The organism is Dokdonia genika, assembly GCF_042652845.1.
Taxonomy (GTDB): Bacteria; Bacteroidota; Bacteroidia; order Flavobacteriales; family Flavobacteriaceae; genus Dokdonia; species Dokdonia donghaensis.
On sequence record NZ_JBHSHB010000014.1, the window covers coordinates 90,465 to 115,771 of the forward strand.

At 39.3% G+C, this 25,307-nt stretch carries 23 protein-coding genes; 6 read left to right on the plus strand and 17 right to left on the minus strand.

Going from position 1 to position 25,307, the window contains the following annotated elements:
- Positions 1–5: 5 nt before the first annotated feature.
- The 8 genes from ACFO5T_RS08845 to ACFO5T_RS08880 all read right to left on the minus strand — a co-directional run bounded on the left by ACFO5T_RS08845 (position 6) and on the right by ACFO5T_RS08880 (position 9,181).
- On the minus strand, positions 6–1,220 hold the full coding sequence (locus ACFO5T_RS08845; RefSeq protein WP_380033681.1) for an aminotransferase class V-fold PLP-dependent enzyme: 1,215 nt from the start codon (positions 1,218–1,220) through the stop codon (positions 6–8).
- Between the two features lie 125 nt (positions 1,221–1,345).
- Entirely contained in the window at positions 1,346–2,659 is a 1,314-nt protein-coding gene (gene sufD, locus ACFO5T_RS08850; protein WP_380033683.1) for a Fe-S cluster assembly protein SufD, read from the minus strand.
- Between the two features lie 58 nt (positions 2,660–2,717).
- Positions 2,718–3,470, minus strand: a complete 753-nt coding sequence (gene sufC / locus ACFO5T_RS08855; protein WP_035327044.1) for a Fe-S cluster assembly ATPase SufC — start codon at positions 3,468–3,470, stop codon at positions 2,718–2,720.
- Positions 3,471–3,493: 23 nt separating this feature from the next.
- Entirely contained in the window at positions 3,494–3,913 is a 420-nt protein-coding gene (locus tag ACFO5T_RS08860; protein WP_380033685.1) for a hypothetical protein, read from the minus strand.
- Positions 3,914–3,915: 2 nt separating this feature from the next.
- On the minus strand, positions 3,916–4,800 hold the full coding sequence (locus ACFO5T_RS08865; RefSeq protein ID WP_380033687.1) for an N-acyl homoserine lactonase family protein: 885 nt from the start codon (positions 4,798–4,800) through the stop codon (positions 3,916–3,918).
- 29 nt (positions 4,801–4,829) lie between these two features.
- A complete protein-coding gene (gene sufB / locus ACFO5T_RS08870; RefSeq protein ID WP_380033689.1) occupies positions 4,830–6,275 on the minus strand; it encodes a Fe-S cluster assembly protein SufB in 1,446 nt (481 codons plus the stop codon).
- A gap of 55 nt (positions 6,276–6,330) precedes the next feature.
- Positions 6,331–6,660 (minus strand): HesB/IscA family protein, encoded by a 330-nt coding sequence (locus tag ACFO5T_RS08875; RefSeq protein ID WP_035327050.1) that lies wholly within the window; start codon positions 6,658–6,660, stop codon positions 6,331–6,333.
- 139 nt (positions 6,661–6,799) lie between these two features.
- Positions 6,800–9,181: a poly(ethylene terephthalate) hydrolase family protein gene (locus tag ACFO5T_RS08880; protein WP_380033691.1), complete on the minus strand. Its 2,382-nt coding sequence runs from the start codon at positions 9,179–9,181 to the stop codon at positions 6,800–6,802.
- Positions 9,182–9,319: 138 nt separating this feature from the next.
- On the opposite strand from ACFO5T_RS08880, the gene ACFO5T_RS08885 reads away from it, so the two are divergent.
- Genes ACFO5T_RS08885 through ACFO5T_RS08895 form a run of 3 tightly spaced genes read left to right on the plus strand, consistent with a single transcriptional unit; the run spans position 9,320 to position 13,191 of the window.
- Entirely contained in the window at positions 9,320–11,305 is a 1,986-nt protein-coding gene (locus tag ACFO5T_RS08885; protein WP_380033693.1) for a TonB-dependent receptor family protein, read from the plus strand.
- A 3-nt stretch (positions 11,306–11,308) separates the two neighbouring features.
- The gene (locus ACFO5T_RS08890) at positions 11,309–12,067 is read left to right on the plus strand and encodes a sulfite exporter TauE/SafE family protein (RefSeq protein ID WP_038598944.1); all 759 of its coding nucleotides are present in this window, start codon (positions 11,309–11,311) and stop codon (positions 12,065–12,067) included.
- A 56-nt stretch (positions 12,068–12,123) separates the two neighbouring features.
- Entirely contained in the window at positions 12,124–13,191 is a 1,068-nt protein-coding gene (locus tag ACFO5T_RS08895) for a ThuA domain-containing protein (protein ID WP_380033696.1), read from the plus strand.
- Positions 13,192–13,199: 8 nt separating this feature from the next.
- On the opposite strand, the gene ACFO5T_RS08900 is transcribed toward ACFO5T_RS08895, so the two are convergent.
- The 6 genes from ACFO5T_RS08900 to ACFO5T_RS08925 form a co-directional block, all read right to left on the minus strand.
- Positions 13,200–13,421: a hypothetical protein gene (locus tag ACFO5T_RS08900; RefSeq protein ID WP_035327058.1), complete on the minus strand. Its 222-nt coding sequence runs from the start codon at positions 13,419–13,421 to the stop codon at positions 13,200–13,202.
- A 122-nt stretch (positions 13,422–13,543) separates the two neighbouring features.
- Entirely contained in the window at positions 13,544–14,611 is a 1,068-nt protein-coding gene (locus ACFO5T_RS08905; RefSeq protein ID WP_380033699.1) for a cytochrome-c peroxidase, read from the minus strand.
- Positions 14,612–15,361, minus strand: coding sequence for an MbnP family protein (locus ACFO5T_RS08910; protein WP_380033701.1), 750 nt, complete (start codon positions 15,359–15,361; stop codon positions 14,612–14,614).
- 8 nt (positions 15,362–15,369) lie between these two features.
- The gene (locus ACFO5T_RS08915) at positions 15,370–16,818 is read right to left on the minus strand and encodes a hypothetical protein (protein WP_380033704.1); all 1,449 of its coding nucleotides are present in this window, start codon (positions 16,816–16,818) and stop codon (positions 15,370–15,372) included.
- Positions 16,819–16,820: 2 nt separating this feature from the next.
- The gene (locus ACFO5T_RS08920; protein WP_380033706.1) at positions 16,821–18,062 is read right to left on the minus strand and encodes a choice-of-anchor B family protein; all 1,242 of its coding nucleotides are present in this window, start codon (positions 18,060–18,062) and stop codon (positions 16,821–16,823) included.
- Complete coding sequence (locus ACFO5T_RS08925; protein ID WP_380033708.1) at positions 18,059–19,486, minus strand: choice-of-anchor B family protein; 1,428 nt, start codon at positions 19,484–19,486, stop codon at positions 18,059–18,061. The genes ACFO5T_RS08920 and ACFO5T_RS08925 overlap by 4 nt, the downstream gene beginning before the upstream one ends.
- A gap of 146 nt (positions 19,487–19,632) precedes the next feature.
- Here ACFO5T_RS08925 and thiL point away from each other — a divergent pair, with 146 nt between their 5' ends.
- Complete coding sequence (thiL, locus tag ACFO5T_RS08930) at positions 19,633–20,685, plus strand: thiamine-phosphate kinase (RefSeq protein WP_380033710.1); 1,053 nt, start codon at positions 19,633–19,635, stop codon at positions 20,683–20,685.
- Here thiL and ACFO5T_RS08935 read toward each other — a convergent pair.
- Positions 20,682–20,936, minus strand: a complete 255-nt coding sequence (locus ACFO5T_RS08935; RefSeq protein WP_375252042.1) for a hypothetical protein — start codon at positions 20,934–20,936, stop codon at positions 20,682–20,684. The genes thiL and ACFO5T_RS08935 overlap by 4 nt on opposite strands.
- Before the next feature lie 188 nt (positions 20,937–21,124).
- Positions 21,125–21,910, minus strand: coding sequence for an alpha/beta fold hydrolase (locus ACFO5T_RS08940; RefSeq protein ID WP_380033712.1), 786 nt, complete (start codon positions 21,908–21,910; stop codon positions 21,125–21,127).
- 35 nt (positions 21,911–21,945) lie between these two features.
- Here ACFO5T_RS08940 and brnQ point away from each other — a divergent pair, with 35 nt between their 5' ends.
- A complete protein-coding gene (brnQ, locus tag ACFO5T_RS08945; protein ID WP_380033714.1) occupies positions 21,946–23,220 on the plus strand; it encodes a branched-chain amino acid transport system II carrier protein in 1,275 nt (424 codons plus the stop codon).
- On the opposite strand, the gene ACFO5T_RS08950 is transcribed toward brnQ, so the two are convergent.
- A complete protein-coding gene (locus ACFO5T_RS08950) occupies positions 23,217–23,873 on the minus strand; it encodes a hypothetical protein (RefSeq protein WP_035327077.1) in 657 nt (218 codons plus the stop codon). The genes brnQ and ACFO5T_RS08950 overlap by 4 nt on opposite strands.
- 99 nt (positions 23,874–23,972) lie before the next feature.
- Here ACFO5T_RS08950 and ACFO5T_RS08955 point away from each other — a divergent pair, with 99 nt between their 5' ends.
- Positions 23,973–25,298: an aspartate kinase gene (locus tag ACFO5T_RS08955; protein WP_380033717.1), complete on the plus strand. Its 1,326-nt coding sequence runs from the start codon at positions 23,973–23,975 to the stop codon at positions 25,296–25,298.
- Positions 25,299–25,307: the final 9 nt, after the last annotated feature.

A 25,307-nucleotide genomic window follows, 5' to 3' on the forward strand; every position in this document is an offset into this window, starting at 1 on the left:
TTTTTTTAAGATAACATCGCAACTGCGCGTTTTACTCCATCTATAAATGTATCAATCTCTTCTTTTGTGTTGTAAAAAGAAAATGAGGCACGTACTGTACCTGGTATTTTATAAAAATCCATAATGGGTTGAGCACAATGGTGCCCTGTGCGCACTGCTATACCTAATTTATCAAGTATGGTGCCAATGTCATAAGGGTGAATCTCACCTACATTAAAAGAAACTACCGCAGTTTTATGTGCAGATGTGCCATAAATTTTAAGCCCATCAATCTCGAGGAGCTGCTTTGTGGCATACTGTAAAAGCTCATCTTCATAAGCTGCAATATTATCAAAACCTAGCCCATTCATATAATCTAGGCCCACACCTGTAGCAATACCGCCACAAATATTAGGCGTTCCTGCTTCAAATTTATGTGGTAGACCCGCGTAGGTTGTTTTTTCAAAACTCACCTGGTCTATCATCTCACCACCGCCTTGATAAGGAGGGAGTTTGGTAAGCCATTCTTCTTTACCATATAACACGCCTACACCCGTCGGGCCACATATTTTGTGAGCAGAGCATACGTAAAAGTCGGCATCTAGGGCTTGTACATCTGGTTTTATGTGTGGTGTTGCTTGTGCACCATCTATTAGTACCGCTGCACCTACTTTGTGAGCTTCGGTAATAATTTCTTCTATAGGGTTTATGGTTCCTAATGCGTTTGATACGTGATTTACAAAGACCAGTTTGAGCTGTGGTGATAACGCTTTCGCGAAAGCGTCCATATCCAGTTCTCCACTTTCTGTTTGTGGTATAACTTTAAGTATTGCGCCCGTCTTCTCACAAAGCATTTGCCACGGTACAATATTACTATGATGCTCTAGCGCCGAAACGAGTACCTCTTCGCCCTTTTTTAAAATACTTGCAAAGCCATTTGCTACTAGGTTTATGGCGTGCGTTGTGCCTGCGGTGAGTATAATCTCATAAGGCTGTGCTGCGTTAAAATGCTTCTGGATTTTTATGCGTGCTTCCTCATAAGCATCTGTGGCTTCTTGCGAGAGCGAGTGAACCCCGCGGTGTATGTTTGCATTATAGTTAACATAGTAATCTACAATGGCGTCTATAACAACCTGTGGTGTTTGTGAGGTTGCTGCATTATCAAAATAAATAAGCGGTTTTCCATTTACTTCTCTTTTGAGAATAGGAAAGTCTTCACGTATTTTTTTTATGTCTAGCATAGCATTTTTCTTTGTTACAAAGATACAAACTGGAGGTGTTTTAATTACTTACAGCTGCTTATCTCTGGGTATAAAAAAAGCCGTTACGGTTAGGTAACGGCTTTTGTAATTATTTAAAATCAATCCTATTGATCAAAACCGATGTTTACACCTATTTTCTTTGCAATAAGTTTTGTAATTCTTGCTTTAAGCTGTGGAATCTTAACACTAGATAATACGGTATTTGCAAAGGCATACATAAGTAATGCGCGTCCTTCTTTTTCACCTATACCACGTGATTGTAAATAAAACAATGCACTTTCATCTAGTTGTCCAATAGTACAACCGTGAGAACAACGTACATCATCTGCAAAGATCTCAAGCTGAGGCTTTGAGTTTATGGTCGCTGTGTCATCTAGTAAGATGTTGTTATTAGACTGATATGCATTAGTCTTTTGAGCTTCTTTCTCTACAACAACCTTCCCGTTAAAGACACCTGTAGATTTTTCGGCAAAGATGCCTTTGTAATCTTGGTGACTCTCACAGTTAGGTGTGATGTGGTGCACAAGCGTGTTGTGATCTACGTGTTGTTTTCCTTCTATAATCGTAACACCTTTAAGGATAGAGTCCATATACTCGCCCTTCTGGTAAAAGTTAAGATTGTTACGAGTGATGTTACCACCTAGAGAGAATGTATGCACAGATACGATACTTTCTTTATGTTGTTCAATTTCTGTGGTGTCTATAAGAGAAGCATCAAGCTTATCATTTTGAATCTTATAGTAGTCTACAAGGGCTCTTTTATCTGCAAAAATTTCTGTAACGACGTTTGTTAAGACCTTCTTGTCAGAGAGACTCTGGTGACGCTCTATAATTTGTACTTCAGAGTTTTCTTCGGCTACAATGAGGTTACGTGGCTGTAACATCATAGCATCATTTGCTCCAGTAGAGAAGTGTACTATCTGTATAGGCTTTTGAGCTACTTTTCCTTTAGGGATGTAGATATATGCACCATCTTTTGCATAAGCCGTGTTCAATGCATCCATTGACTCTCCTTTTGCAATTTTATTAAAGTACACATCTATTACTTGCTTGTACTTGGGTTTTGTAAGTGCAGCACCCATTGTACACACATCAATACCATCGTGTGTAGTTTCAGAGAGGTATGAACTGTACACACCATCTACAAAAACAATTTTATAGGTATCTACGTCATTTAAGAAATACTGCTTTACATCTTTAAAATCAAGAGCAGCTTCTTTGCTAGGGAAGATGTTGTAATCTTCTTTAAGAATACTGTTAAGTGAGGTGTATTTCCAGTTTTCTAACTTCTTGGTAGGAAACCCTTCTGCCTCAAAAGTTTTGATAGCTTCATTGCGTATCCCGTAGATAGGCGAGTCTGCATCTATACTTTCTTGTAAGACGATATGGTTACTTACTAATTTATCTTTTAAACTCATATTGTTCTGTTGTAAGATCTGTTTGTGTGACTTTAAATCACTACTGTAACAGGTCTAGTTATGCACCTACTTCTTCTTTGAGCCAGTCGTACCCCTTTTCTTCTAGTTCTAGAGCAAGTTCTTTTCCTCCAGAACGCACAATCTTACCGTTCATAAGTACGTGTACAAAATCTGGCACGATGTAGTCAAGAAGTCTCTGGTAGTGAGTGATTACAAGTACTGCATTATCTTCACTCTTAAGCTTGTTAACTCCATTTGCAACAATGCGAAGTGCGTCAATGTCAAGTCCAGAATCTGTTTCGTCTAGAATAGCAAGCTTAGGCTCTAGCATTGCCATCTGGAAAATCTCGTTACGTTTCTTTTCTCCTCCAGAGAAACCTACGTTAAGAGATCTAGATAAGAACTTACGGTCCATCTCAAGGAGTTCTGCTTTTTCTTTGATCTTCTTAAGCATCTCGCTAGCTGGCATATCTTCTAGTCCTTTTGCTTTGCGAGTCTCGTTTATAGCAGTCTTGATGAAGTTTGTTACAGATACACCAGGTATCTCAACAGGATATTGAAAAGATAAGAAAACACCCTCGTGAGCTCTTTCTTCTGGATCCATTTCTAATAGAGACTCACCATTAAGGTCTATGTCTCCATTACTTACTTCATACTCTTCTTTTCCTGCAATAACAGAAGCGAGTGTACTTTTACCAGAACCATTAGGTCCCATAATTGCGTGCACTTCTCCGGCCTTCATCTCAAGGTTGATTCCCTTAAGAATATCTTTCTCTTCAATGCCTGCGTGCAGATTTTTTACTGATAACATAGTTCTACGTTCTAATTGTGCGATTATTTACCGCTTTCTACTTTTAAAGATCCGCCCTCTGTTTTGAGTTTGTCTCCTGCTTCTAATTTTAATGGAGCCTCACCTGTTGGTGCCTTGACTTCAAGTATTTCTTTTATCGTTACAATCTCATCCCAACCTTCTTCTCCAGCTGCTTTTGAGTGTAACTCTCCTTTTATAATTACTGGCACCATATCAAACTCATCACGTTGTAACGGTTTTATAATAGTTGCCAGCTCGTACATTTTTTCATCTAGTGTTACGCCATAAATAAAAGTATCTCCTTTAAGTACAGCAGCATCTGCTAGATAAATAAATTCTCCCTCTAGTGTTTCAAATTCGGCAGCAACTTGATCGCTTGCTGGGGTTTCCTTGCAAGAAATAAATGCTGTTATCGCTATCGCTAAGAGGAGAAAGTTTTTCATTCTTAATTAAGTATTGCTGGTGTTTTTGCAAAATCTTCGGCATCGTGCTGTATGATTACCGTTGCGTTTTGCGCTTTCGCGAAAGCTTCAAATTCCTTTATACTCTTCTCTGTTTCTGGGATGTCGTAGTTAAATTGCGGTACAACAGCGTCTTGTCTATTTTTCTCAAAGTGATATACATCACCAGATAATAGGGTAGGACCATTGTTTTTAAGTTGTAAAAACAACACTTGGTGCCCTGCTGTGTGACCAGGCATAGATTTTATGATAACTGTACCGTCACCAAAAACATCTTTGTCTCCATCTAGCTTTTCTACATTGGTAAGCTGGTTAAAGCTAGCTGGTGCATAAAAACTATTTCCTTTAATCTCCTCACTGTTTGCAAAGTCATACTCTGCAGATTGTACAAACCACTTGGCCTTAGGAAAATGATTTGCAGCTCCCGTGTGATCAAAATGTATGTGAGAAAAAGCAATCATATCTACATCTTCTGTTGTCATCTCAACACTCGCAAGTTGCGTCTTTATAGAATCTTTACGAGAGATGGTAAAAGCACCACCTTCTGGTGTGTATGGCTCTTGACCTACTAGCATCTCAGGTAAACCTGTATCCCAAAGCAGCACTCCATCTGGATGCTTGATTACATAAAAAGCATCTGCAAGTTCTTTTGACTCTCCTTTATACGTGTCTCCTTGAGCAAACAGATTAAGGTTATTTGCTTGTACAGTACCTCCAGAAAATTTGTAAAGAGTTATTTCTGGTGTTTCATTAGTAACAGCTTCCGTTTTTTCTTGAGCATCTCTTTTACCATCTTCAATCCCCTTTTTAAACTCCTCACACGAAGTAAAAAGGCCGGCAATGATTGCTATAACAACTAGTTTTTTCATCTCTAAGTTTTATTGAATATTATGATAATCTATCCTACAGATCCTTCTAGACTTATCTCAAGTAACTTCTGAGCTTCTACAGCAAACTCCATAGGGAGTTTGTTAAGCACCTCTTTTGAGAACCCGTTTACGATAAGGGCAATTGCCTTCTCGGTATCAATACCACGCTGGTTACAATAAAAAATCTGGTCCTCACCTATCTTACTGGTTGTTGCCTCGTGTTCTACTTGAGCAGTCTTATTTTTTGTCTCAATATATGGGAAGGTGTGGGCTCCACACTCGTTACCCATAAGTAGTGAGTCACATTGCGAGAAGTTACGCGCATTTGTGGCTCCAGAGTTAATCTTTACAAGACCTCTATATGAGTTTTGAGATTTACCGGCAGAGATACCTTTTGAGATAATCGTACTTTTAGTATTCTTACCTAAGTGTATCATTTTTGTACCCGTATCTGCTTGCTGGTGATTATTAGTCACAGCGATAGAGTAAAACTCTCCTATTGAGTTGTCACCTTTTAAGATACAAGAAGGATACTTCCACGTTACGGCAGATCCTGTCTCTACTTGTGTCCAAGAGATTTTTGCATTTTTCTCACAAAGACCACGCTTTGTTACAAAGTTGTAAACACCTCCCTTACCCTCTTCATTACCAGGGTACCAGTTTTGCACGGTGCTGTACTTAATCTCTGCATCATCTAGAGCGATAAGCTCTACCACTGCGGCGTGTAGTTGGTTTTCATCACGACTAGGCGCTGTACAACCTTCTAGGTAACTTACATAACTACCCTCATCTGCCACGAGTAATGTTCTTTCAAACTGTCCAGTACCTCCTTGATTTATACGGAAGTAAGTAGAGAGCTCCATAGGACAACGCACTCCTTTAGGAATGTAACAGAAAGATCCGTCAGAAAACACAGCGCTGTTAAGAGCTGCATAGTAGTTGTCTTTTACAGGAACAATGGTGCCTAGGTGCTTACGCACTAGTTCTGGATGTTCCTTTATTGCCTCAGAGATACTCATAAAGATGATCCCTTTTTCGGCAAGTGTTTTCTTAAATGTAGTTGCTACAGATACAGAGTCTACTACAATATCCATCGCGACATTGTTCATTCTCTTTTGCTCATCTATAGAGATACCTAGTTTTTTGTACATCGCCAGTAAATCTGGATCTACATCATCTAGAGTTTTGTTTGGATCTACAGATTTTGGTGCAGAGTAATATGCGATAGATTGAAAATCTGGCTTTTCATAATTTACATTTGCCCAGTCTGGTTCTTCCATAGACTGCCAAACTTTGTAAGCTTCAAGCCTCCAGTCTGTCATCCATTGTGGTTCTTCCTTTTTCTTAGAAATTGCACGAATGATGTCTTCATTTAATCCTACAGGAAATGTCTCAGTCTCGATGTCTGTAAAAAAACCATACTCATATTCTTTGGTTTTTAACTCTTCCCTTAAATCGTCTTCAGTATATGCCATTGTATCTTTTTCTAGCTAGGGTACGCTTTCGCGAAAGCGTACTAACATTTTTTATTTATAGTGAGAAACTTTCTCCGCAACCACAAGTACGTTGTGCGTTGGGATTGTTAAACACAAAACCTTTACCATTAAGTCCTCCGCTATACTCTAGCGTAGTACCTATGAGGTAGAGAAAACTTTTTTTGTCTACGATTAGTTTTACATCGTTGTCTTCAAAAACTTTATCATCTTCTTTATGAGCTTTGTCAAAATGAAGGTCATATGACAAGCCACTGCAACCACCACTTTTTACACCTACGCGCACATAGTCTGTGGTTACATCAAAACCGTCCTCCTGCATAAGGCTGGCGATCTTAATTTTTGCTGCTGAATCTACTTTAATCATAATGGGTACAAATAGTTTGCAAATATACGGCTTAAGTCGCGTTTTTCAAGACATCCTAACATATAACTAACAGATGGCGAGATAGGTGTTTTCTATAGTTGTGGTGTATATGTTATTTTATGCGTTGTACATAGGTCATTTATAGGGTTTTCATAAAGCCTAGGTTATCTATAATGATTACTCCTTCTGGAGTTTTGTCAAACAGAAATACTAGATGATTTATGGAGGAGATGTCAAAGTCAGGGTTCCTTTCTTGAATCTCTGCAAATGGAAACATAAAGGTTTGAAAAATGTTTTCTGAGTCGCTATCATCTGTGATAAACTGTGACTTCCATATGCGTACTTCTATTTCGCGTTGCAATGCAGAAAAATCACTAAGACAAAAGGTGACTTTTTGACCATCGCTGTTTGAAATGATGATACTAAAATCTATAGGTGCGTCTGGTATGTCGTCCTCAAGATTTTCATCATCTGTTTCATCTTCATTTTCTATTTCTTTTTCGAGCTCGTTTTCTGTAGCATCTTCATTTTCAGACTCAAGGTCATCTTCATCTTCATTATCCTTCCATTTTCCGCTAGATTTAGGATTTGTATTTTCTGTAGACTCAGAGAGGGTAAAAGTGAGTGCCATTGTGCTATCTAACGGCTCTGGCTTAAAAGTATACTCATAGGTTGCCACTAGTGAGTCTGGTATAGGGTCACCTTCCTCTATATCTTTATAATGCCAGCCCACGTAACCCGCTCGAGAACCTTTTTCTCCCCATTTGAGACTAATTTCTTGCTCTCGCCATACAGTGACATTTGCACTCTTAATTGTAGTGCTGTCTTTTGTACCTGTGGTTACATTAAAATCTTCATCATATGTTGCTAGCGGAGTAAAAGAGCTATCTTCATATTGACTTAAATAGATTGTTTCTGGAAGCCAGTCTGCGCCTGTTCGAGCATCTACAAATAGCGGTTTATAGCTCATATTATCTGTAAGTGTTGTTTCTAAAAAAGCACTTATGTAAACGCGGGCAATCTCGCGTTGCTCCTCTCCAGATAGAAGCTGCTTGTTATTAAGAAAATAAGTGCTGGCATCTGAGGTGTCATTTTCTCCCCAGCTGGTGTTAAACTGGCCGTGATTTGCTCCTTGCACATACACCGCAGATTTAAAATGTGATGTGCTGTCTGAGAAGGTGATTCGCTCATATTGTTTTGATCCAGCAAAGGAAGTCACATCACCATCTTGAGAACCGTGTATGGTAAGGTAGCTCACATCTTTTAATTTGTTAGGCGCATTGCCAGGTTGATACTGCCCATCTACCGGTGCAATAGCAACTATAGATTTGATATTAAAATTATAGTCTAAGGGTATAGACGCATCATCAGCGTAGTAGGGTAGGGTATTCATAAAAGCGGCGTGACCCACAGCTTCTCCACCCCTAGAGTGTCCCATAAGAGCAACACTAGTCGTGTCTATTTTATGATAAAAAGGATGATCCTCAGTTTTGTTCCACTCGTGCCATACACGCAGGTGTTCTAATAGCATCCAGCCCCTGGCATCGTTTTCCTCATCAAGTCCGCCCGTAATATCTGCCCAAGAGCCATTAAGAAAGTTTTGATCTACAGATACAGTAATAATACCTCTAGAAGCGAGTAGCTCCCCAAGATACTCATAACCTACATCTGAGAAGTCTGACATTAAGTGATTACCGTGTACAATGAGCGCGAGTGGGAATGGCCCTTCTCCTTCTGGATACCATACATACCCATTAAGCGGTAACTCTTTATCATCAAAACCCCAAAAGTGTTCCCTATACCAGCCACTGAGACCCTCCCAATTATCTAAGAAAGAAACACCATTTACTGCATTTGTAGTGAGGGTTACATCTTCACCAAATTCTGGTCTATGTTTGTCCTTACCACTACCGTATGTTATCTTTTTTACAGTATAATCTCCTCGTGCTGCAGGTGACGGAGCTTCTATTTTTTGTACTGTACTTTTATGGAGTGCAGCAGCATTGAGTACTGGTTTTATATCAAAACCGCGTGGGAGTAATCCATTAATAACACTTATCAAACCTATAATGCCAACTAGCAGGCATAGAAGCGCAATTCCTTTTTTAACCTTAGATAAGGATGAAAATACATTTGTGGTAAATAGTGCGATAACTCCACCTATTAAGGAGATAATACAAAAAGCAAAAAACACATAAATACCCTCAAAGGCGAGTGCTACAAATAATAGAGGGATTGCAATAAGCAGCGCTAGCTTCAATATTTTAGGCATACGGTTGTATTTCTTTAGAATCCATAAAAAGAAATATGCGCTAAGCACTATGATTATCACAAAGACCGCAAAGAAGAGTAAAAACCAAGGGTCTTTTGATTTTGTAACAGAAGTGATAGCTGCTATAGTAAATAAAATGGCACTTACTACGAGCAAGGCAATCGCTGCTCCTCGCGTGCTTGTTTTGCCTGGAGTTACTTTTGCGAGAATCTTATAAAACCACTTTTTTAACTGCTTGAGTTTTTTCATCTTAATTGTATGATTGGTATAAGTAAAGGTAGCTTTATTTTGATGTTCTTCTGGTAGGCAGTACTTTTCGGTAAAAATTAAGCCATTGAAAAAGACACGCATCGTAACGCTTATCAATTTGTTAGCTTTTGCATCAATTTGTTACAGTCAGACGGGGCAATACCTGAACAAACTATAGATACTGTAATCATACAATCTACTAGAATACAAAGTACCCTAGATAGAATTCCTGCCGCTGTTACTGTAATTAAAACAGTACCACAAGATGCAACGCGACAACAATTATCACTACAAGAATATGTACAGGGAGTTCCTGGAGTTTTTACTCAGAATGTGACAAACTTTGCCCAAGATTTAAGAGTCTCAATACGTGGCTTTGGAGCGCGGTCTAGTTTTGGGATACGAGGGATAAAACTTATTGTAGACGGCATACCAGAAACTACGCCAGATGGTCAAGGGCAATTAGATAACCTCACTTTAGGAATTATAGATCGTATAGAGGTTATAAAAGGACCTAGCTCGAGTCTTTACGGAAATGCCTCTGGAGGAGTTATTGATATAAAAACGAGGTCTTATGATTCAGAAAATCTAGGTACTGAAATAAAGGTGGGCGCTGGTGCTTTCGGTTTTCAAAATTATCAAGCCACAGCAGCTATAGGAGACTCACTAGCGAGTTATATCTTTCACGCAAATTATATGCAGTCTGATGGATACAGAGATCAAAGTGATTTTGAGCAAATTAATACTAATTTTAAAGGAAGATTTGCACTTGCAGACAGCCTTTACCTAACTACTATACTTAATTACACAGATGCACCGCAGGCAGATGACCCAGGAGGGTTAACACTAGAAGAGGTAAATACAAATAGAAGACAAGCCCGCGATCGCAACCAGCTTTTTAAAACAGGAGAAGCTATCTCACAGCTTCAAGTGGGAGCGAGTTTAGAGTGGTTAATAAATAAAAAGAGCAGCTTCACCACCTATGGATTTTATAGCAATAGGCTTTTTGATGGGCTACTTCCTTTTGAAAATGGTGGTATAGTAGACCTCAATCGTAATTATATGGGTCAGGGAGCAGCTTATAGATATACTAAGGGTCATAACACCTTACAAGTAGGGTATGATTTTGCTTTTCAAAATGACAGGCGCCGCAGGTTTCAAAACCTTGAAGGCGAGCAAGGAGATCTTTCCCTTAGTCAAAAGGAAAAGTTTACAAACCTTGGAGTTTACCTCACAGATCACTTCAATATTGATAAATGGCTTTTTACCGCCGGGGCTAGATTTGATTACAATAAACTTTCGGCAGATGATGATTTTCTTAGTGATGGAGATGATTCTGGGAGTGTGACTTTAAATTCTTTTAATCCAAGTGTGGGTGTTAGTTACGCTTTCGCGAAAGCGTTTATACCCTTTATAAATGTGTCAACCAGTTTTGAAACTCCATCATTATCTGAGGTGTCTACGAGTCCAGATGGTCTTTCAGGCTTTAATGAAAATTTAGCCCCTCAAAAAGCAACAAGCGTTGAGGTGGGGGTTAAGGGAGCCTTAAGTAACAAGCTGCTTTATCAAGTAACCACTTTTAGAATCAACACACGTGACGACCTTGTCCCTTTTGAACTAGAAGCTTTTCCAGATCGCGAGTTTTATAGAAATGCAGGTAAAACTAGCAGGCTAGGTGTTGAGGTAGAGGGGCAATATGCCTTTTCAAAAAAACTGCAAGCCACAGCATCATATACCTACTCAGATTTTACTTATGATGAGTTTACTGTGGGAGATACAGATTATGCGGGTAATGCGTTGCCTGGTATTGCAAAGCATATGTCTACTTTGGGATTATTATATGATACAGATGCAGGTTTTAGTGCACGGGTGAGTGCAAACTTTATAGGGTCACAGTTTGCACAAGATAGTAATGAGACAGAGGTAGACGGCTACGAGCTGGTAAACGTGCAGCTTAGTTACCAGACACTTTTTAGAAAAATACAAATCAAGCCGTATCTTGGGATCAATAATGCACTCGATCAACAGTACACAGATAATGTGCGTATCAATGCTTTTGGCAATAGATTTTATGAGCCAGCACCTGGATTTACAATGTATGGAGGGGTGATCTTAAATTTTTAAAAAGTGACAGAATTACAAACATATGCTATCGCCATCATAGGAGCCTTAATAGCTGGAGGGATTAACACCCTTGCAGGTAACGGTAGCGCCATAACACTCACCATACTAACCGAGGTGCTAGGCTTACCTCCTAATGTAGCAAACGGCACAAACAGAATAGGCATCTTTACACAGTGTGCAGCAACCTCGTGGGTGTTTCATAAAAACGGGAGGCTTAACATCGCTCGTCATAAAAAATATATCATTCCCATTTTTATAGGCGCGGTTGCGGGAGGCCTGCTTGCTATAAATGTAAGTAATGAGCAGTTTAGAGCTGTGTTTAAATTTATGATGCTCTTTATGCTTGTTGCTGTACTCGTAAGACCTAAACGCTGGTTAAGAGAGACAGATCTTGAGTTTAGACCTAAGTGGTATATCTACATTCCTCTATTATTTGCACTTGGCTTTTATGGCGGGTTTATACAGATGGGGATGGGAGTATTCTTTCTTATTATTATGGTGCTGGGTATGCGTATGAATATCATAGAAAGTAATGCGCTTAAAGGGTTTGTCATAGGTCTCTATACGTTACTAGTGATAGGACTCTTTCATTATCAAGGTCTTATTGACTGGAAACTAGGGTTTATTATGGCTGTGGGGCAAACCATAGGAGGTTTTCTCACCGCTCGCTTTGCCACAAAGTATAAGGGAGCAGATAAGGTGGCCTACTATGTTTTAATAGTAGTGCTCATAGCAGCTATTGCAAAATTATTTTTATTTTAAGTGTCCGCTTTCGCGAAAGCGTGATACCTACTCACATTATCAAAAAAACTCTTTATATGAAACATCTCTATCTAGCAACACTCACTCTTATGTCACTTATGGTCATAGGATGTGGAGAGCAAGGTCAAACAGAAAAGCAAGAAGAGGTGCAACCCAAAAAGTTGCGTGCACTCGTAATAGATGGTCAGAATAATCACGGAGTATGGCCTAAAACTTCAGTGATGATGAAATCTTACCTTGAAGAAACAGGCCTATTTATAGTAGACCTTCATCGTGCAAAATACCTATATCAAGGGCCACACCACGGCACTGTAGATGGTATTAATCACGATAGTATAACAAAGCTGGTAGATCTATATAGATGGGAAGATTATAGAGTACATACCTCTACAGACACCATTACGCCAGACCCTAGTTTTAATCCACAATTTAATAAGTACGATGTGGTTATTTCAAATTTTGGGATGGACTCAAGCGAGTGGACAGATGAGGTAAAATCTAATTTTGAGCAGTATATGAAAAACGGTGGAGGACTGGTAGTTGTACACGCGGCAAATAATTCTTTTGGAAACTGGGAGGCATATAACAAGATGATAGGTGTAGGTGGCTGGGGTCATCGCGACCTTACCAAAGGAAATCAGATCTATTACAATGAAAATGATGAGCAAGTTATCGCTCCTGCAAACGGTGAGGAATCTTCTCACGGCCCAGAGGTTGAGTTTTTAATTACGACCAGAGCGCCAGAGCATCCTATTATGAAAGATCTACCTGCAGAGTGGTTACATACTAAAGACGAATTATATGACCGCCTGCGTGGTCCTGCCGAAAATGTTACAGTACTAGCCACTGCATACTCAGATGTAGAAGGTAATGCACAACCCTGGGCACCAGAAAATAAGGGGTCTGGGCGTACAGAGCCATTACTTATGGCTATAAACTACGAGGAGGGTCGCGTGTTTCATACAGCGCTAGGACATATGGATTACTCTATGGAGGGTGTTGGGTTTATTACAACACTACAAAGAGGAGCAGAGTGGGCAGCTACAGGGAAGGTAGCCCAGGAGGTTCCAAAAGATTTTCCAACAAAAAAGAGCGCAAAAATGCGCTCTTATAATCCTTTATAAAAATGTAATTAAGCAGCAAGTCTACCCTTAATACGTTTTTCTATTTTTTTCTTTTTTACAGTAAGACGTTTCATAACCTCCATAAGGTGGCTATCTTTTGTTTTTTTGTAAATCTCGTTTATGGCAAGAATGAGTTTCTTTCCTTCTCTAGAAGCGGCAACTCTGTCGCTTGTAGACATATGACTCATTGTTCTATTTTCATAAACTTCAGCTTGTTGTAAGAGGTCCATAACTAATTTGTTTAATTTTTGGTTAAATTAATTAAACATTGTTTATTTAGCTAGAAATTAATGGCATTTATGATTATTTTATGATTTAAAAGCCTTATATCCAGGTCAAACCAAAAGCATTGTTAAAATTCTTTAAACCTGTTGTCTAGCAAGAAGTCGTTATCTGTAAGTGTTTTAAGAAAAGCAATGATTTTTTCTTTTTCATCTTGAGTAATATCTAGGCCTAGTGTGCCATCTGGGCGCACAAGAAGTGGGTCTAGATTATCACTAGCGGTTACACCATCTGTATAAAAGTCTAGTACATCTTGTAGTGACTGTAATCTACCATCGTGCATATATGGAAAGGTGATCTCTATATTACGTAGACTGGGCACTTTAAACTTTCTATTATCTTCTGGCAACCCAGTAACGCGCTCCCTGCCTATATCATTAAATGCTGGGTCTATGGCTAGTCCATTATTGCGATATGTCTGGTCTGTTTGCAAGGTGCCTGCGTGACAGCTAGCACACTTAGCATTAAAGAGAATGCGACCCGCATCTTCATCTGGGGTAAGTGTGACGGCCTCACCACGTTCCCACTTGTCATATTTTGAGTTTGCACTTATCATCATCACTATAAATTGTGATAATGCCTTAAATGTGCGCTCTGTAGTAATCTCTTGGTCACCAAAAGCATTTGCATATAACTGCGGATAGTTGTCATCATCACGCAGTTTATTAAGCACATTAGAGATGGTTTCGTTCATTTCCTTTTCTGCCGTAATAGGGATAATAAATTGCGAGTCTAAAAACGTTGCGGCACCATCCCAAGTAAAGTCTGCCATAAAGGCTAAGTTATGTAACGGCTGTGCATTGCGACTACCTATTTGCCCATCTACACCGTGACTGGTGATATGTGTATGATGGGTAAATGCAAACTCTTGGATGTGACAAAAACCACAAGAAACGACTCCATCTGAAGCGAGCCTGCCATCAAAGAAAAGCCGCTTACCTAGCTCAAAGCCTTGCTCTGTAGGTGGGTTTTGGGTAACGTCATATGTGCTCTCCGGAAAATTAGAAGGGATCTCAAAATTAAGCGCAGGATTTGGTAACGGCGTGTAGCCATCATCTGTCATTGCGCTAGTGTCATCTGTGCCTTCTGTAGAGCAGGAGATTGAGATGAAAAGCAGTATGTATAATAGTTGTTTCATTTATTCTATACTAAATGCTGTGCGTACGTTTTCGGCAATTTTTGGAGCATTTTCTGGGTCTACTTGTATATCATCTTTGGTTACAAGAGACATTGTATTTGTGCTGTCAAAAATCTTAGCCACATCAAAATTAATAGTTTGAGTTGTGGTTGTTGATGCGGTTACCGCTTTCGCGAAAGCGAGATTAATCTCTTTATAATTATCCAGATTTGCACCGTGACTCCCTACGTGATAGGTAAATGGGTTTGCATCATCTGTATCTACTGTGGTTGAATAGGTACCTTCAAATTTCAAAAATTTATATCCTGCAGACCACGTCCATAACATACCAGCCTCCTCTGCAGTAGGAATAAAATTTACAGAGCCAGACTCAATAGGGTAACGTGTAGGGTCTACACCAAAACCAAAGTTTATACCCGTATAATCACCTACGGGAATGCTATCTAGTAGCGCCGTTTTTATACCTGCCTCGTTTATGACAAAGTAACTTTTATCTACCGGTATCGTATGAACGGTGTTATCTGACCTTGTAAGCTGTATGTTTGAGATAATATATTTTAGTTCTGAAACGCTGTACCCTTCACCACTTAGGTTTGCATAGGTTTGCGTGTTGAGTGTCAGTGGAGATGACGCAACGGTGTTCTCAAAGACTAGGTTTAATGATCCATAAGCCGTATCCATATCATCATTATCTTCATTGCACGATAGCAAGAGGAGTGCGATTGTACATAAAGCGATTATCTGTTTCATAGTACTATTTAGTTAAGTTTTATAATTACGGCATCTGTTGCTCCTTTTGAGGCAACTAGGGGGCCACTTATACTATCTGTGTCTCCAGCGATAATTAAAGTTCCATCTGTAGTGGCGGTGATGCCATAGCCAAAATCTTGACCATTACCGCCAAAGGATTGTTGCTTGAGCAACTCGCCGTCTTGATCTATAGAGACTACCCAGATATCGTTCTGGCCATTGTTAGTCGTTACCTGTCCATCTAGGCTACGCGAGGCACCCGTTATAGCATACCCATCTGGCGTTTGTGTGATGCTGCGAGTGGTTTCAAAATTGGACCCACCTAGTGTTTTCTGCCAGAGTAGTTCTCCCTGGTCGCTTAGTTTTACGAGCCATATATCTGCGCTTCCGCGAAAGTTTGTTACATCTCCATCACTACTTCTCGTATCGCCGGCTAGTAAGTAGGCTCCATCTGGAGTGGTGGTGGCTGTATATGCAATTTCTATCTGGCTACCTCCTAGCGATTGCTCCCAGAGTAAATCTCCGCTAGCGCTAAGTCTTACTGCCCAGAAGTCATAACTTCCTTGCGAGTCTGATATGTCAAAGTCGTTACTCTCTGAGTTACCTACCATAAGTATCCCGCCATCTGGTGCTTGTAAAGCCTCATATGATCTATCGTTATTGGTGCCTCCATAATACCTTCTCCACACTAGGTTACCGTTTGCATCCAGTTTATGACCCCAAAACTCTCCTACACCGTGTAGTGTAGCACGCGTATTATCGTTTGTGTTATTAGGGTCTTGAATGCCGTCATTACCTTCTCCTTGAGATGCTGTTACGTCTAGAAATCCTGAGGTAAAGAAGCCACCATCTGTAGTCTGTATGAGTCCATATGCCTGATCTGAACCCGAAAAGCCATAGCTCTTCTGCCAGAGTATATTGCCTTGTGCATCAAGTTTTGCAATCCAGTGATCATAAAAGCCTGCATTTTCTGTCATATCACCATCGCTGCTCTCGCTGTAGCCTAGTATGGCATATCCTCCATCTGTGGTTGTAATTACTTTTGTGCCTCGGCTATCCTCACTTCCGCCATAAGTTTTTGACCATTGAATGGCACCATCTTGATCTGCTTTAACAAGCCATAGTTTATTAATCTGGCTATCATTATCTGTCACGTCACCGTCTACACTTTGTGTATGTCCTAGAGCAGCAAATCCTCCATCTTGAGTCGCCGCTACGGCTTGAAAAGTGTCTACTTGGCTTCCTCCATAAATGCTTGTGTATTGCACAGTAAAGCCTTCTTCTGGAATCACAGTGTCGTCTGTGTTTACAACATCATCTGTTATCGTGACATCGTCTGTAAGAAGCTCTTCGTCATCTTTACAAGCAATGGCGATGATGAGAAGTATATAAAGGGAGTAGGTACGCTTTCGCGAAAGCGTAAACCACATCATATTTATAAAGTTATATTTTTTCATTTTTAAGTACCAGATTTACGAATGACAAATAAGCCACGTGTGATGTCTGAAATAATAATATTGCCGCTATCAAAATACGGGTACACGCTCCAGGCTCCATTAAACTCTGTATCATTATTTTCTGGGTGTGTGTCAAAAGAACCTATGTCTGTTATGTTATCAAGGCTATTGCCGCTTATATCTGCAACGCGTAACCCTGCGGTGTAATTTGTTAGGTATAAATCAAAATCTTTTACATAGAGATTGTGGTCTATAGCTTGTGTAGGTCCAAAATAAGGACCGGTGTAAACAGGGTTGTCTAGGTCTGTAAGATCAAAGACGAGTGTTCTTGAGTTGAATCCAAATTCGGTTTCATCAAACTCATCATTTGCATAGTAAATTGTATGATTTTCATCAAACCAGCCTTGATGTATGTAGCCTACATTATCTTGACTTACGGTAGCTATAAGTTGCGGATTTTCTTTATCTGTCACATCTGCTATGACTACAACATCTTCATTGCTTGCGAGTAAAATCTCTCGTCCTACATAATCCATATCTGGACCGTTGTAAGTCACTACTTGTGCGTCGTGGGTATAACCAGATCCTCCATAACCGCCGGCTGAAGTAGGAGTCGTGGGTGTACTTATATCTATAAAATGAGGACCTCCTAAAAATGTTTCTGTACCTACAACATAAGCAAATCCAGAATCTTCATTTATTACAATATTATGGGCGTTGCCTATGTCTGTATATAATGCATCTGCATCAAAGGTTATGGGTGTGTTTTGTGCATCACGTAATCTTGTGAGGTCAAAAACTTGCATCCCGTGGTTTGCGGCTTCACTCACAATAAACGCGTGGTTGTTATACACCTTTATATCTCTCCATCTTGAGTTTATAGATGCCGTAGGGAGTTTACCTATAATAGATGGGTTTTGGGCATTTGTTATATCTATAAAGATGGTGCTTGCCTGGCCTCCTAGAATAGCATATTCACGTGATGTTGTAGCATCTGTCCAGCCCCAGATATCATTAAAGCCCGGTTCTCCTATAGTCTCTTGTGATAGATGGGACATAAGATCATAATTTGCACAGGGATAGATGTCCGCAAATCCATTAGTACAAGGTGTACGTACAAGTATATCTGTAACTACTTGTTCTGGTGCTGTAGGCTCTTCGGGTTCTGGTAACCCAGTAGCATCATCATCTTTACAAGAGAGGATGAGAAGTGCTAGAATGAGTATGTAAGAGGTTATCTTCATTGTATAATTAGTCGTGTAGTACTGTGGTCTGTTTTTACAAAGTAAACACCTTTATTTAATTCTCTAACAGATATAGTACCATTCTCAAGGAGTGTCTTTTCAATAACTTTTTGTCCCAGAACATTGTAAATCTTTACATCGCCTATAGGTTCTTTACTAGAAAGATGTACTTCATCTATCGCAGGATTTGGGTATATGGCTACCGAAATATCTTGGTTATCTATATCATTAACGCCTAGAGAGCTGTTTTGTTTTACAAGAAAAAAACCTCCGCCTCCACTTAGTACGATGTTGCCACTTTCAAAATATGGATAGACATTCCAAAGGCCGCCACCAAATCCCGCCGAATCATCTGCAGGATAGGTGTCAAAGAATCCCATCTCTTCTATACTACCATTTTCTATACCCGAAATATTGATGAGGCGCATCCCTGCGCGGTAGTTTGATAAATAAAAGAGATCACCTAGTACGTAGCCATTATGATCTATCGCTTCTGTGGGTCCTTCATACTCAAAAGACAATACAGGGTTGTCAAGATCATTAAAGTCAAAAACGATGGTTCTGGTATTAAAACCAAAGTCTATCTCATCTGTTTCATCACCTAGTAAGAAGTAGCGCTGGTCTTCTGTAAACCAGCCTTGATGTGTATAGCCTATGGTAGGGTAGGTAATTGTTGAAATCTCAACAGGATTTGCTTTATCTGTTATGTCTACAAGTGCAACAATGTTTGCATTGCTTCCTATAAGTATTTCTCTACCAGTATAATCTGTGTCTGGACCGCTATAAGTTACTACTTGTGCATCGTGACTGTAATTATTGAGCCCATAACCTCCAGCTGCTGTAGGGTTCGTGGGGTCAGAAATATCTATAAAATGAGGACCTCCGTTAAAGGTTTGTGTACCCACTGCATATGCATATCCGCTCTCAGGGTTAATTACAATATTATGTGCATTACCAAAGCCATCATAGTGAGCGTCTTCTGTAAAAGTTACAGGAGTAGCAGTTATATCTGTAAGTCTTGTGAGGTCAAAAACTTGCATACCGTGGCCATTTGCTTCACTTACTATATAAGCGTGATTTTCATAAACCTTAATGTCTCTCCATACACTCTCTGTTGTATGAGTAGGTAAAGTGCCTATAAGAACAATTTCATTTGGATTTGATATGTCTACAAAAGCAGTACCATTGCGTAAGCCTATTATGGCGTACTCTTTACCATCATCAGGATTAGTCCATCCCCAGCTGTCATTTACAAATGTAGTGTTGAGGTCTGCCTCAGTAAGTCTGTCTTGAAGATCAAAACCAAAACAAGGAAACTCACCCGCCATACCATTCTCACAAGGTGTTTGACTAGGTAATAGCGTTACCTGAAAAAGTGTAAAAAGAATTGCAAGTAGAATGTTTAGAGTAATTTGTAATCTCATAGGTAGAGGATTAGAATAGATAAATATACTAATGCAACAAGTGAGATGAGTAATTCCCTACAAAGGATTACTCTATTTAACACTTACCTAGCTGTCATATTAGTTTTTATTGATCTTTAGAATTAGGTTTGATTATCTTTGCGGCTATGTTAGAAGATAAAAATCAAGAGCGCACATCATTATCAGAATTAGGTGAGTTTGGACTTATAGATCACCTTACAAAACACTTTAAAATACACCATACATCTACTGTAAAAGGTGTGGGTGATGATGCTGCAATTCTCAATTTTCCAGATGAGCAGGTTGTGGTTACTACAGATTTGCTTGTAGAAGGGGTGCATTTTGATCTAAGTTATATGCCTTTAAAACACCTTGGGTACAAAGCAGTAATGGTAAATCTATCTGATGTTTATGCGATGAATGCAGAGGCTACACAGATAACCGTATCAATAGCAGTTTCTAATAGGTTTCCCCTAGAGGCAATAGAGGAGTTATATGCGGGTATACAAACTGCGTGTAATAATTATAAGGTAGACTTAGTGGGAGGAGATACAACTTCGTCTAATGTTGGTCTTGTTATAAGCGTTACAGCAATAGGTAAAGCAGCTCCAGAAGAATTAACTAAAAGATCTACAGCAAAGGCTGGTGATTTACTTGTAGTATCTGGAGATGTAGGAGCAGCATATATGGGGCTACAAATCTTAGAAAGAGAGAAAGCTGTTTTTAAAGTAAACCCAAGTAGCCAGCCAGACCTTGAGCAATATAGTTATCTTATAGAAAGACAACTTAAGCCTGAAGCACGTAAGGATGTAAAATCTATCTTACAATCCCTAGAAGTACAGCCTACATCTATGATAGATGTGAGTGATGGCTTGTCATCAGAGATATTACACGTCTGTAAAAATTCAGGTGTTGGATGTAATCTGTATGAGGATAAAATTCCGCTAGATCCTCAAGTGATAAGTAGTTGTGAAGAGTTTGAACTTGATAGCACAACCATCGCATTAAGTGGTGGTGAAGATTATGAGTTGCTGTTTACTATTAAACAGGAAGACTTTCCAAAAATTAAGGCAAACCCTAATTTTTCAATCATAGGCCATATGACCGAAGAAAAAGAAGGAGCTCACCTTATTACAAGAGCAAATACTAAGATACCTCTTATAGCTCGTGGTTGGAACGCACTTTCTAGTGAAGACTAGGAAGTACGTGACATTTTAGTGATGTAAAAATTTTCGTATACCTCATTAATGCGACGCATTTTTGGGGTAAGAGGGGTGTAGTGACCATAACCATCTAGTGTGTATTGTTTTTTACATTGTGTACATTCAAATTCTTTTAAATGTGACTGGTAACGCTTCGTAATACGATACTTGTGTCCAAATATTTTACACGCAACAGCGGCTATTTGATTTCTTTTAGGTTGTTGGGGTTTGAGTTCTAGGGATTTCATTTCTTATGATTTGGGATATCAAAGTAAATAAATATCTATGAAATACACAAATATATCGACTAAAAGCACTAAAATTAATTTATATGTTAAAGTGTTTTAACGATTTATAGGGCCAAAAACATAAAAGATTAGACATCAAACCATCTTTTTATGTCTATTAGAACTTAAATAAATAATATTTACCAGTCTCAATGACTTGTGCTGGTCACAAATTCTTCCAGAAGCTTAGCCACTAGCTCTGTGTGTGAGATATGAGACATATGGCCGCTATCTATGATTTTAAAAAATGCTATGTCTTTCTCAAAGTGGTCTTTATGAGTTTCTGCATTTATAATCCAGTCTTTAGTTCCTAGTATCATCCCTTGTGCAAAGGGAGCTTTTTTCCAAAAAGCGCTGAGGTCCTCACGTACTTGCATTCCACTATTTGCTGCGATGTATCCTTGTACAGGAGTTTTTAATGCGTGATCTAGAGCTTCACTTATTTGATTGCGGTGGTTTGCTTTTGTCTTGGGGTCAAAGAGATTTGTAAAAGACATACGTACTAGCTGCTCGTACTGTGTTTTTGCCATCTTATTTGCCCTTGTGCGCAATGCTACGCGCTCATCGTCATCTGGTAGTGGTGTTGAGTTAAGTAAACAAAGTGATGCGATACGTTCTGGTTGCGCTTTCGCGAAAGCGAGACCCACATAACCGCCCATAGAGTGGCCTACTAGATGCATTTTTGTGATTGCTAGAGAGTCAACCACTGTTTGTACAGCGGCCGCCATATCGTCCATAGTGTGTACATACCCAGTATTACCAGAAGCACCGTGTCCCAAAAGGTCAATGCAAATGACTCTATGTCGAGATGCAAGTTTACTTTGTATAGCTTCCCACATAGTATGGTTTTCAAGAAAACCGTGAAGCAAAATAATAGGTGTACCAGATCCTGTATCTGTATAAAAAATGGAAGCACCTTTGTGGTTAATGGTCATTAGTTCTATATTGGAGGGCAAATATCAAGCAACCTATGAGAATGACCAAACAAACCTTCATTACAGCCTTTGCACTGTTCTCTCTTTTTTTTGGCGCGGGTAATTTAATCTTACCACCATTTTTAGGTTATAACGCCGGCAGCTCGTGGTGGTTAGTACTTTTAGGTTTTATTGTATCTGCAGTTGTGATACCTATACTCGCCATCTATGGGCACGCTAGATTGCAAGGTACAATGCTAGACTTTGCAAAAAAGGTATCGCCACTATTTGCTTTATTATATGGTGTAATTGTTTATGCCATCTCTATTGCACTGCCAGCGCCTCGCACCGCATCTGTGACCTATGAGATGGCCATACAACCATATTTTGATATCTCTAGTTTAACCTTAAGTAGCCTCTATTTTATTCTTGTTTTAGTTTTTGTGCTCAATAGATCAAAAATGATGGACATTGTGGGTAAGTACCTCACTCCAGCGATATTAATTATTCTAGCTATTGTAATAGGTGTAGGGCTTTTTGGAGAATATGAGCCTATGCGCGCTTCTATTTTTGACAATACTATTACGAGCGGTATACTTGAGGGTTATCAAACTTTTGATGCTATAGGAGGTGTTGTAGTAGGAGGTGTAATTGTCATATCATTAGGTTTTAAAAACAGCACCCCGACCGAAAATAAGAGAATCATCACACAAGGAGGAATCATTGCTGGCTTAGGATTGTTATTTATTTATGGTGGCCTTATCTATCTAGGTGCTTTGCGTAGCGGAGGTGCAGAAGTGACAGATCGCACGGCTTTATTATCTATGCTTAGTGTAGACACACTAGGAGCCGTGGGTAGTAGAGTACTTGCAGTATTAGTTAGTCTTGCCTGTTTTACAACGGCAGTAGGTATTGTCACAGGTACCTCAGACTTTGTAAAAGGGATTTTTAATAATTCGCAACTTGCATATAACATAACTGCAGTACTAGGTTGTGTGCTGGGCGTGGTAATGGGACAGCTAGATGTAATGTCTATTATTGCCGTAGCCGTACCTGCACTTATGTTTATTTATCCTATAACCATTGTGTTGATTATACTCAATTCCTTACCAGATAAATGGACAACGGTACTTGTATTTAGGTCTGTAGTGATTGCGACTATTTTATTTAGCGCGCCAGATTTCTGGGCGTCATTAGGTTTTAGTGAGCAAATGAAGGGTATACAAGAATTTATACCTCTAGGCACGGTAAGCTTAGGCTGGTTATTGCCTGCTGTGATAACACTTATTGCGGTAAATGTTTTTACGCTTTCGCGAAAGCGTACTACTTAAGATTGTAATTTTTTAATGGCAGAAAATGCTCTGTCTACAAGCTCATCTTCTACTAGAATTATAAATTCATTTGTAGTTGAAATTACCTCTTGAAGCGATATACCTTCCCAAGCAAGGCGTTTAAAAATTTGATAATATAAGCCAGCAACAGCTGTGTTACCTTGAGGTAATCGTATACTTATAGCCGAAAGGTTGCCTTGAAAATTGAGTATGTTTTCTGTTTTAAAGTGATCTCTTATGTGCGCCTCCTCACTAGCAGAGCTTATGAGTGTGCTCTCGTGTATACCACGTGTAAACGTGTAAAAAACTTGCTGGTTTGTAGCGATGGTACTAAGTATCTGAGCGTGATTTTGGATAAGAGTTCCAGAGTTTTGAAATGTAAAAACGATTAGTTTTGATCGCACCGTGATATCACCTAGTCCATTAAGGACCTCCTTGAGTCGTAATGATTTTTGAGTATCTGTAGGAGAAGCATATCGTCTCAATGCCATAAGTATAGCGCCGTCTTTTACAGGCTTTTTAAGCATCTTAGACACTAGCGGATTTAAGTTTTCGGCCAGTGCGGCATAGTTTATTATCTTTTGAGATAATGCTTCTTCTAGGTAGGGCTGCTTTGCAATAATAGCCGCTACGCAATCTGATATTGTATTCAAATCGTTATATAATTAACATTTTGTTCAAAATTAGTCTATTTTCTTCATTTATGCGGTTAGAATGAGTTACAGAAATACATTTGTATAAAAATGTAACCTATGCAAGTATTAAAATTTGGAGGAACCTCAGTAGGATCTATAGAAAATATGGTGTCTGTGCGTCATATCATAGATTCACCACAACCTAAGATTGTTGTACTATCTGCAATGTCTGGTACTACAAATGCTCTTGTTGCTATTGCAGCTGCAGCACGAGAAGGTGACGTAGCTACAGCACATAAAACAAGAGGAGAATTACAATCTAGATATGATGATGTTATTGAGCAATTGTTTACAGATAAACATATTAAATCTCTGGTTATAGGATATGTAGATGAGGTGTTTGCAGAGGTAGAGAGAATCACGGTAGAGAAGGAGATCACCTTGCAAATGGAAGAAGCTATTGTCGCTCAAGGTGAGTTGTTGTCTACATTTATATTTTGTCACTTTTTACAACAAGAAGGTCTTAGTGCTGCTTTATTACCAGCATTAGAGTTTATGAGAATAGATAAGGATAATGAGCCAGACCAGTTTTATATACGCCAGAATCTTGAGCGGGTGATAGAAAATGCCGGTCAGCATACCATTTACATCACGCAAGGCTTTATATGTCGCAACTATAGTGGTGAGATATCAAACTTACAGCGAGGGGGAAGCGATTATACAGCAACGATTGTAGGTGCTGCAATTGAGTCTAGCGAGGTGCAAATCTGGACAGATATAGATGGTTTTCATAATAACGACCCGCGGTTTGTAGAGGAGACAAAAGCAATAGGTGCCCTTTGTTATGATGAGGCGGCAGAGCTGGCTTACTTTGGCGCAAAAATATTACACCCCCAGACTGTACAACCCTTGCGAGAAGCGCGCATCCCGTTACGTTTAAAAAATACAATGGAGCCAGATGCTTCTGGTACTGTAATTACACACAGGTCACAAGGTGAAGGAATCAAAGCAATAGCGGCTAAAGACGGTATAACCGCACTTAAAATAAAGTCGAGTAAAATGTTACTCGCCCACGGTTTTTTAAGCAAAGTGTTTGACGTATTTGCACGCTACGAAACATCAATAGATATGATTACCACATCAGAAATCGCAGTGTCACTTACCATAGATAACACGAGTAATCTTGATGCCATTTTAACAGAGCTTGTTCAATTCTCACAAGTTGTGGTAGATGATAAGCAAAGTATTATATGCTTAGTGGGTAATGCGGTAAACCGTCATCCAGATACTCACAAACTTTTTCAAGTACTGCAAGATGTTCAAGTACGTATGATTTCCTTTGGAGGGAGTGATCATAACATATCTATACTAGTTGCCACAGAAGATAAAAAACGAGCACTTTCTTTATTACAAGAATATATGTTTGCAACCCCGGTTGCTTAATTAGAGAAT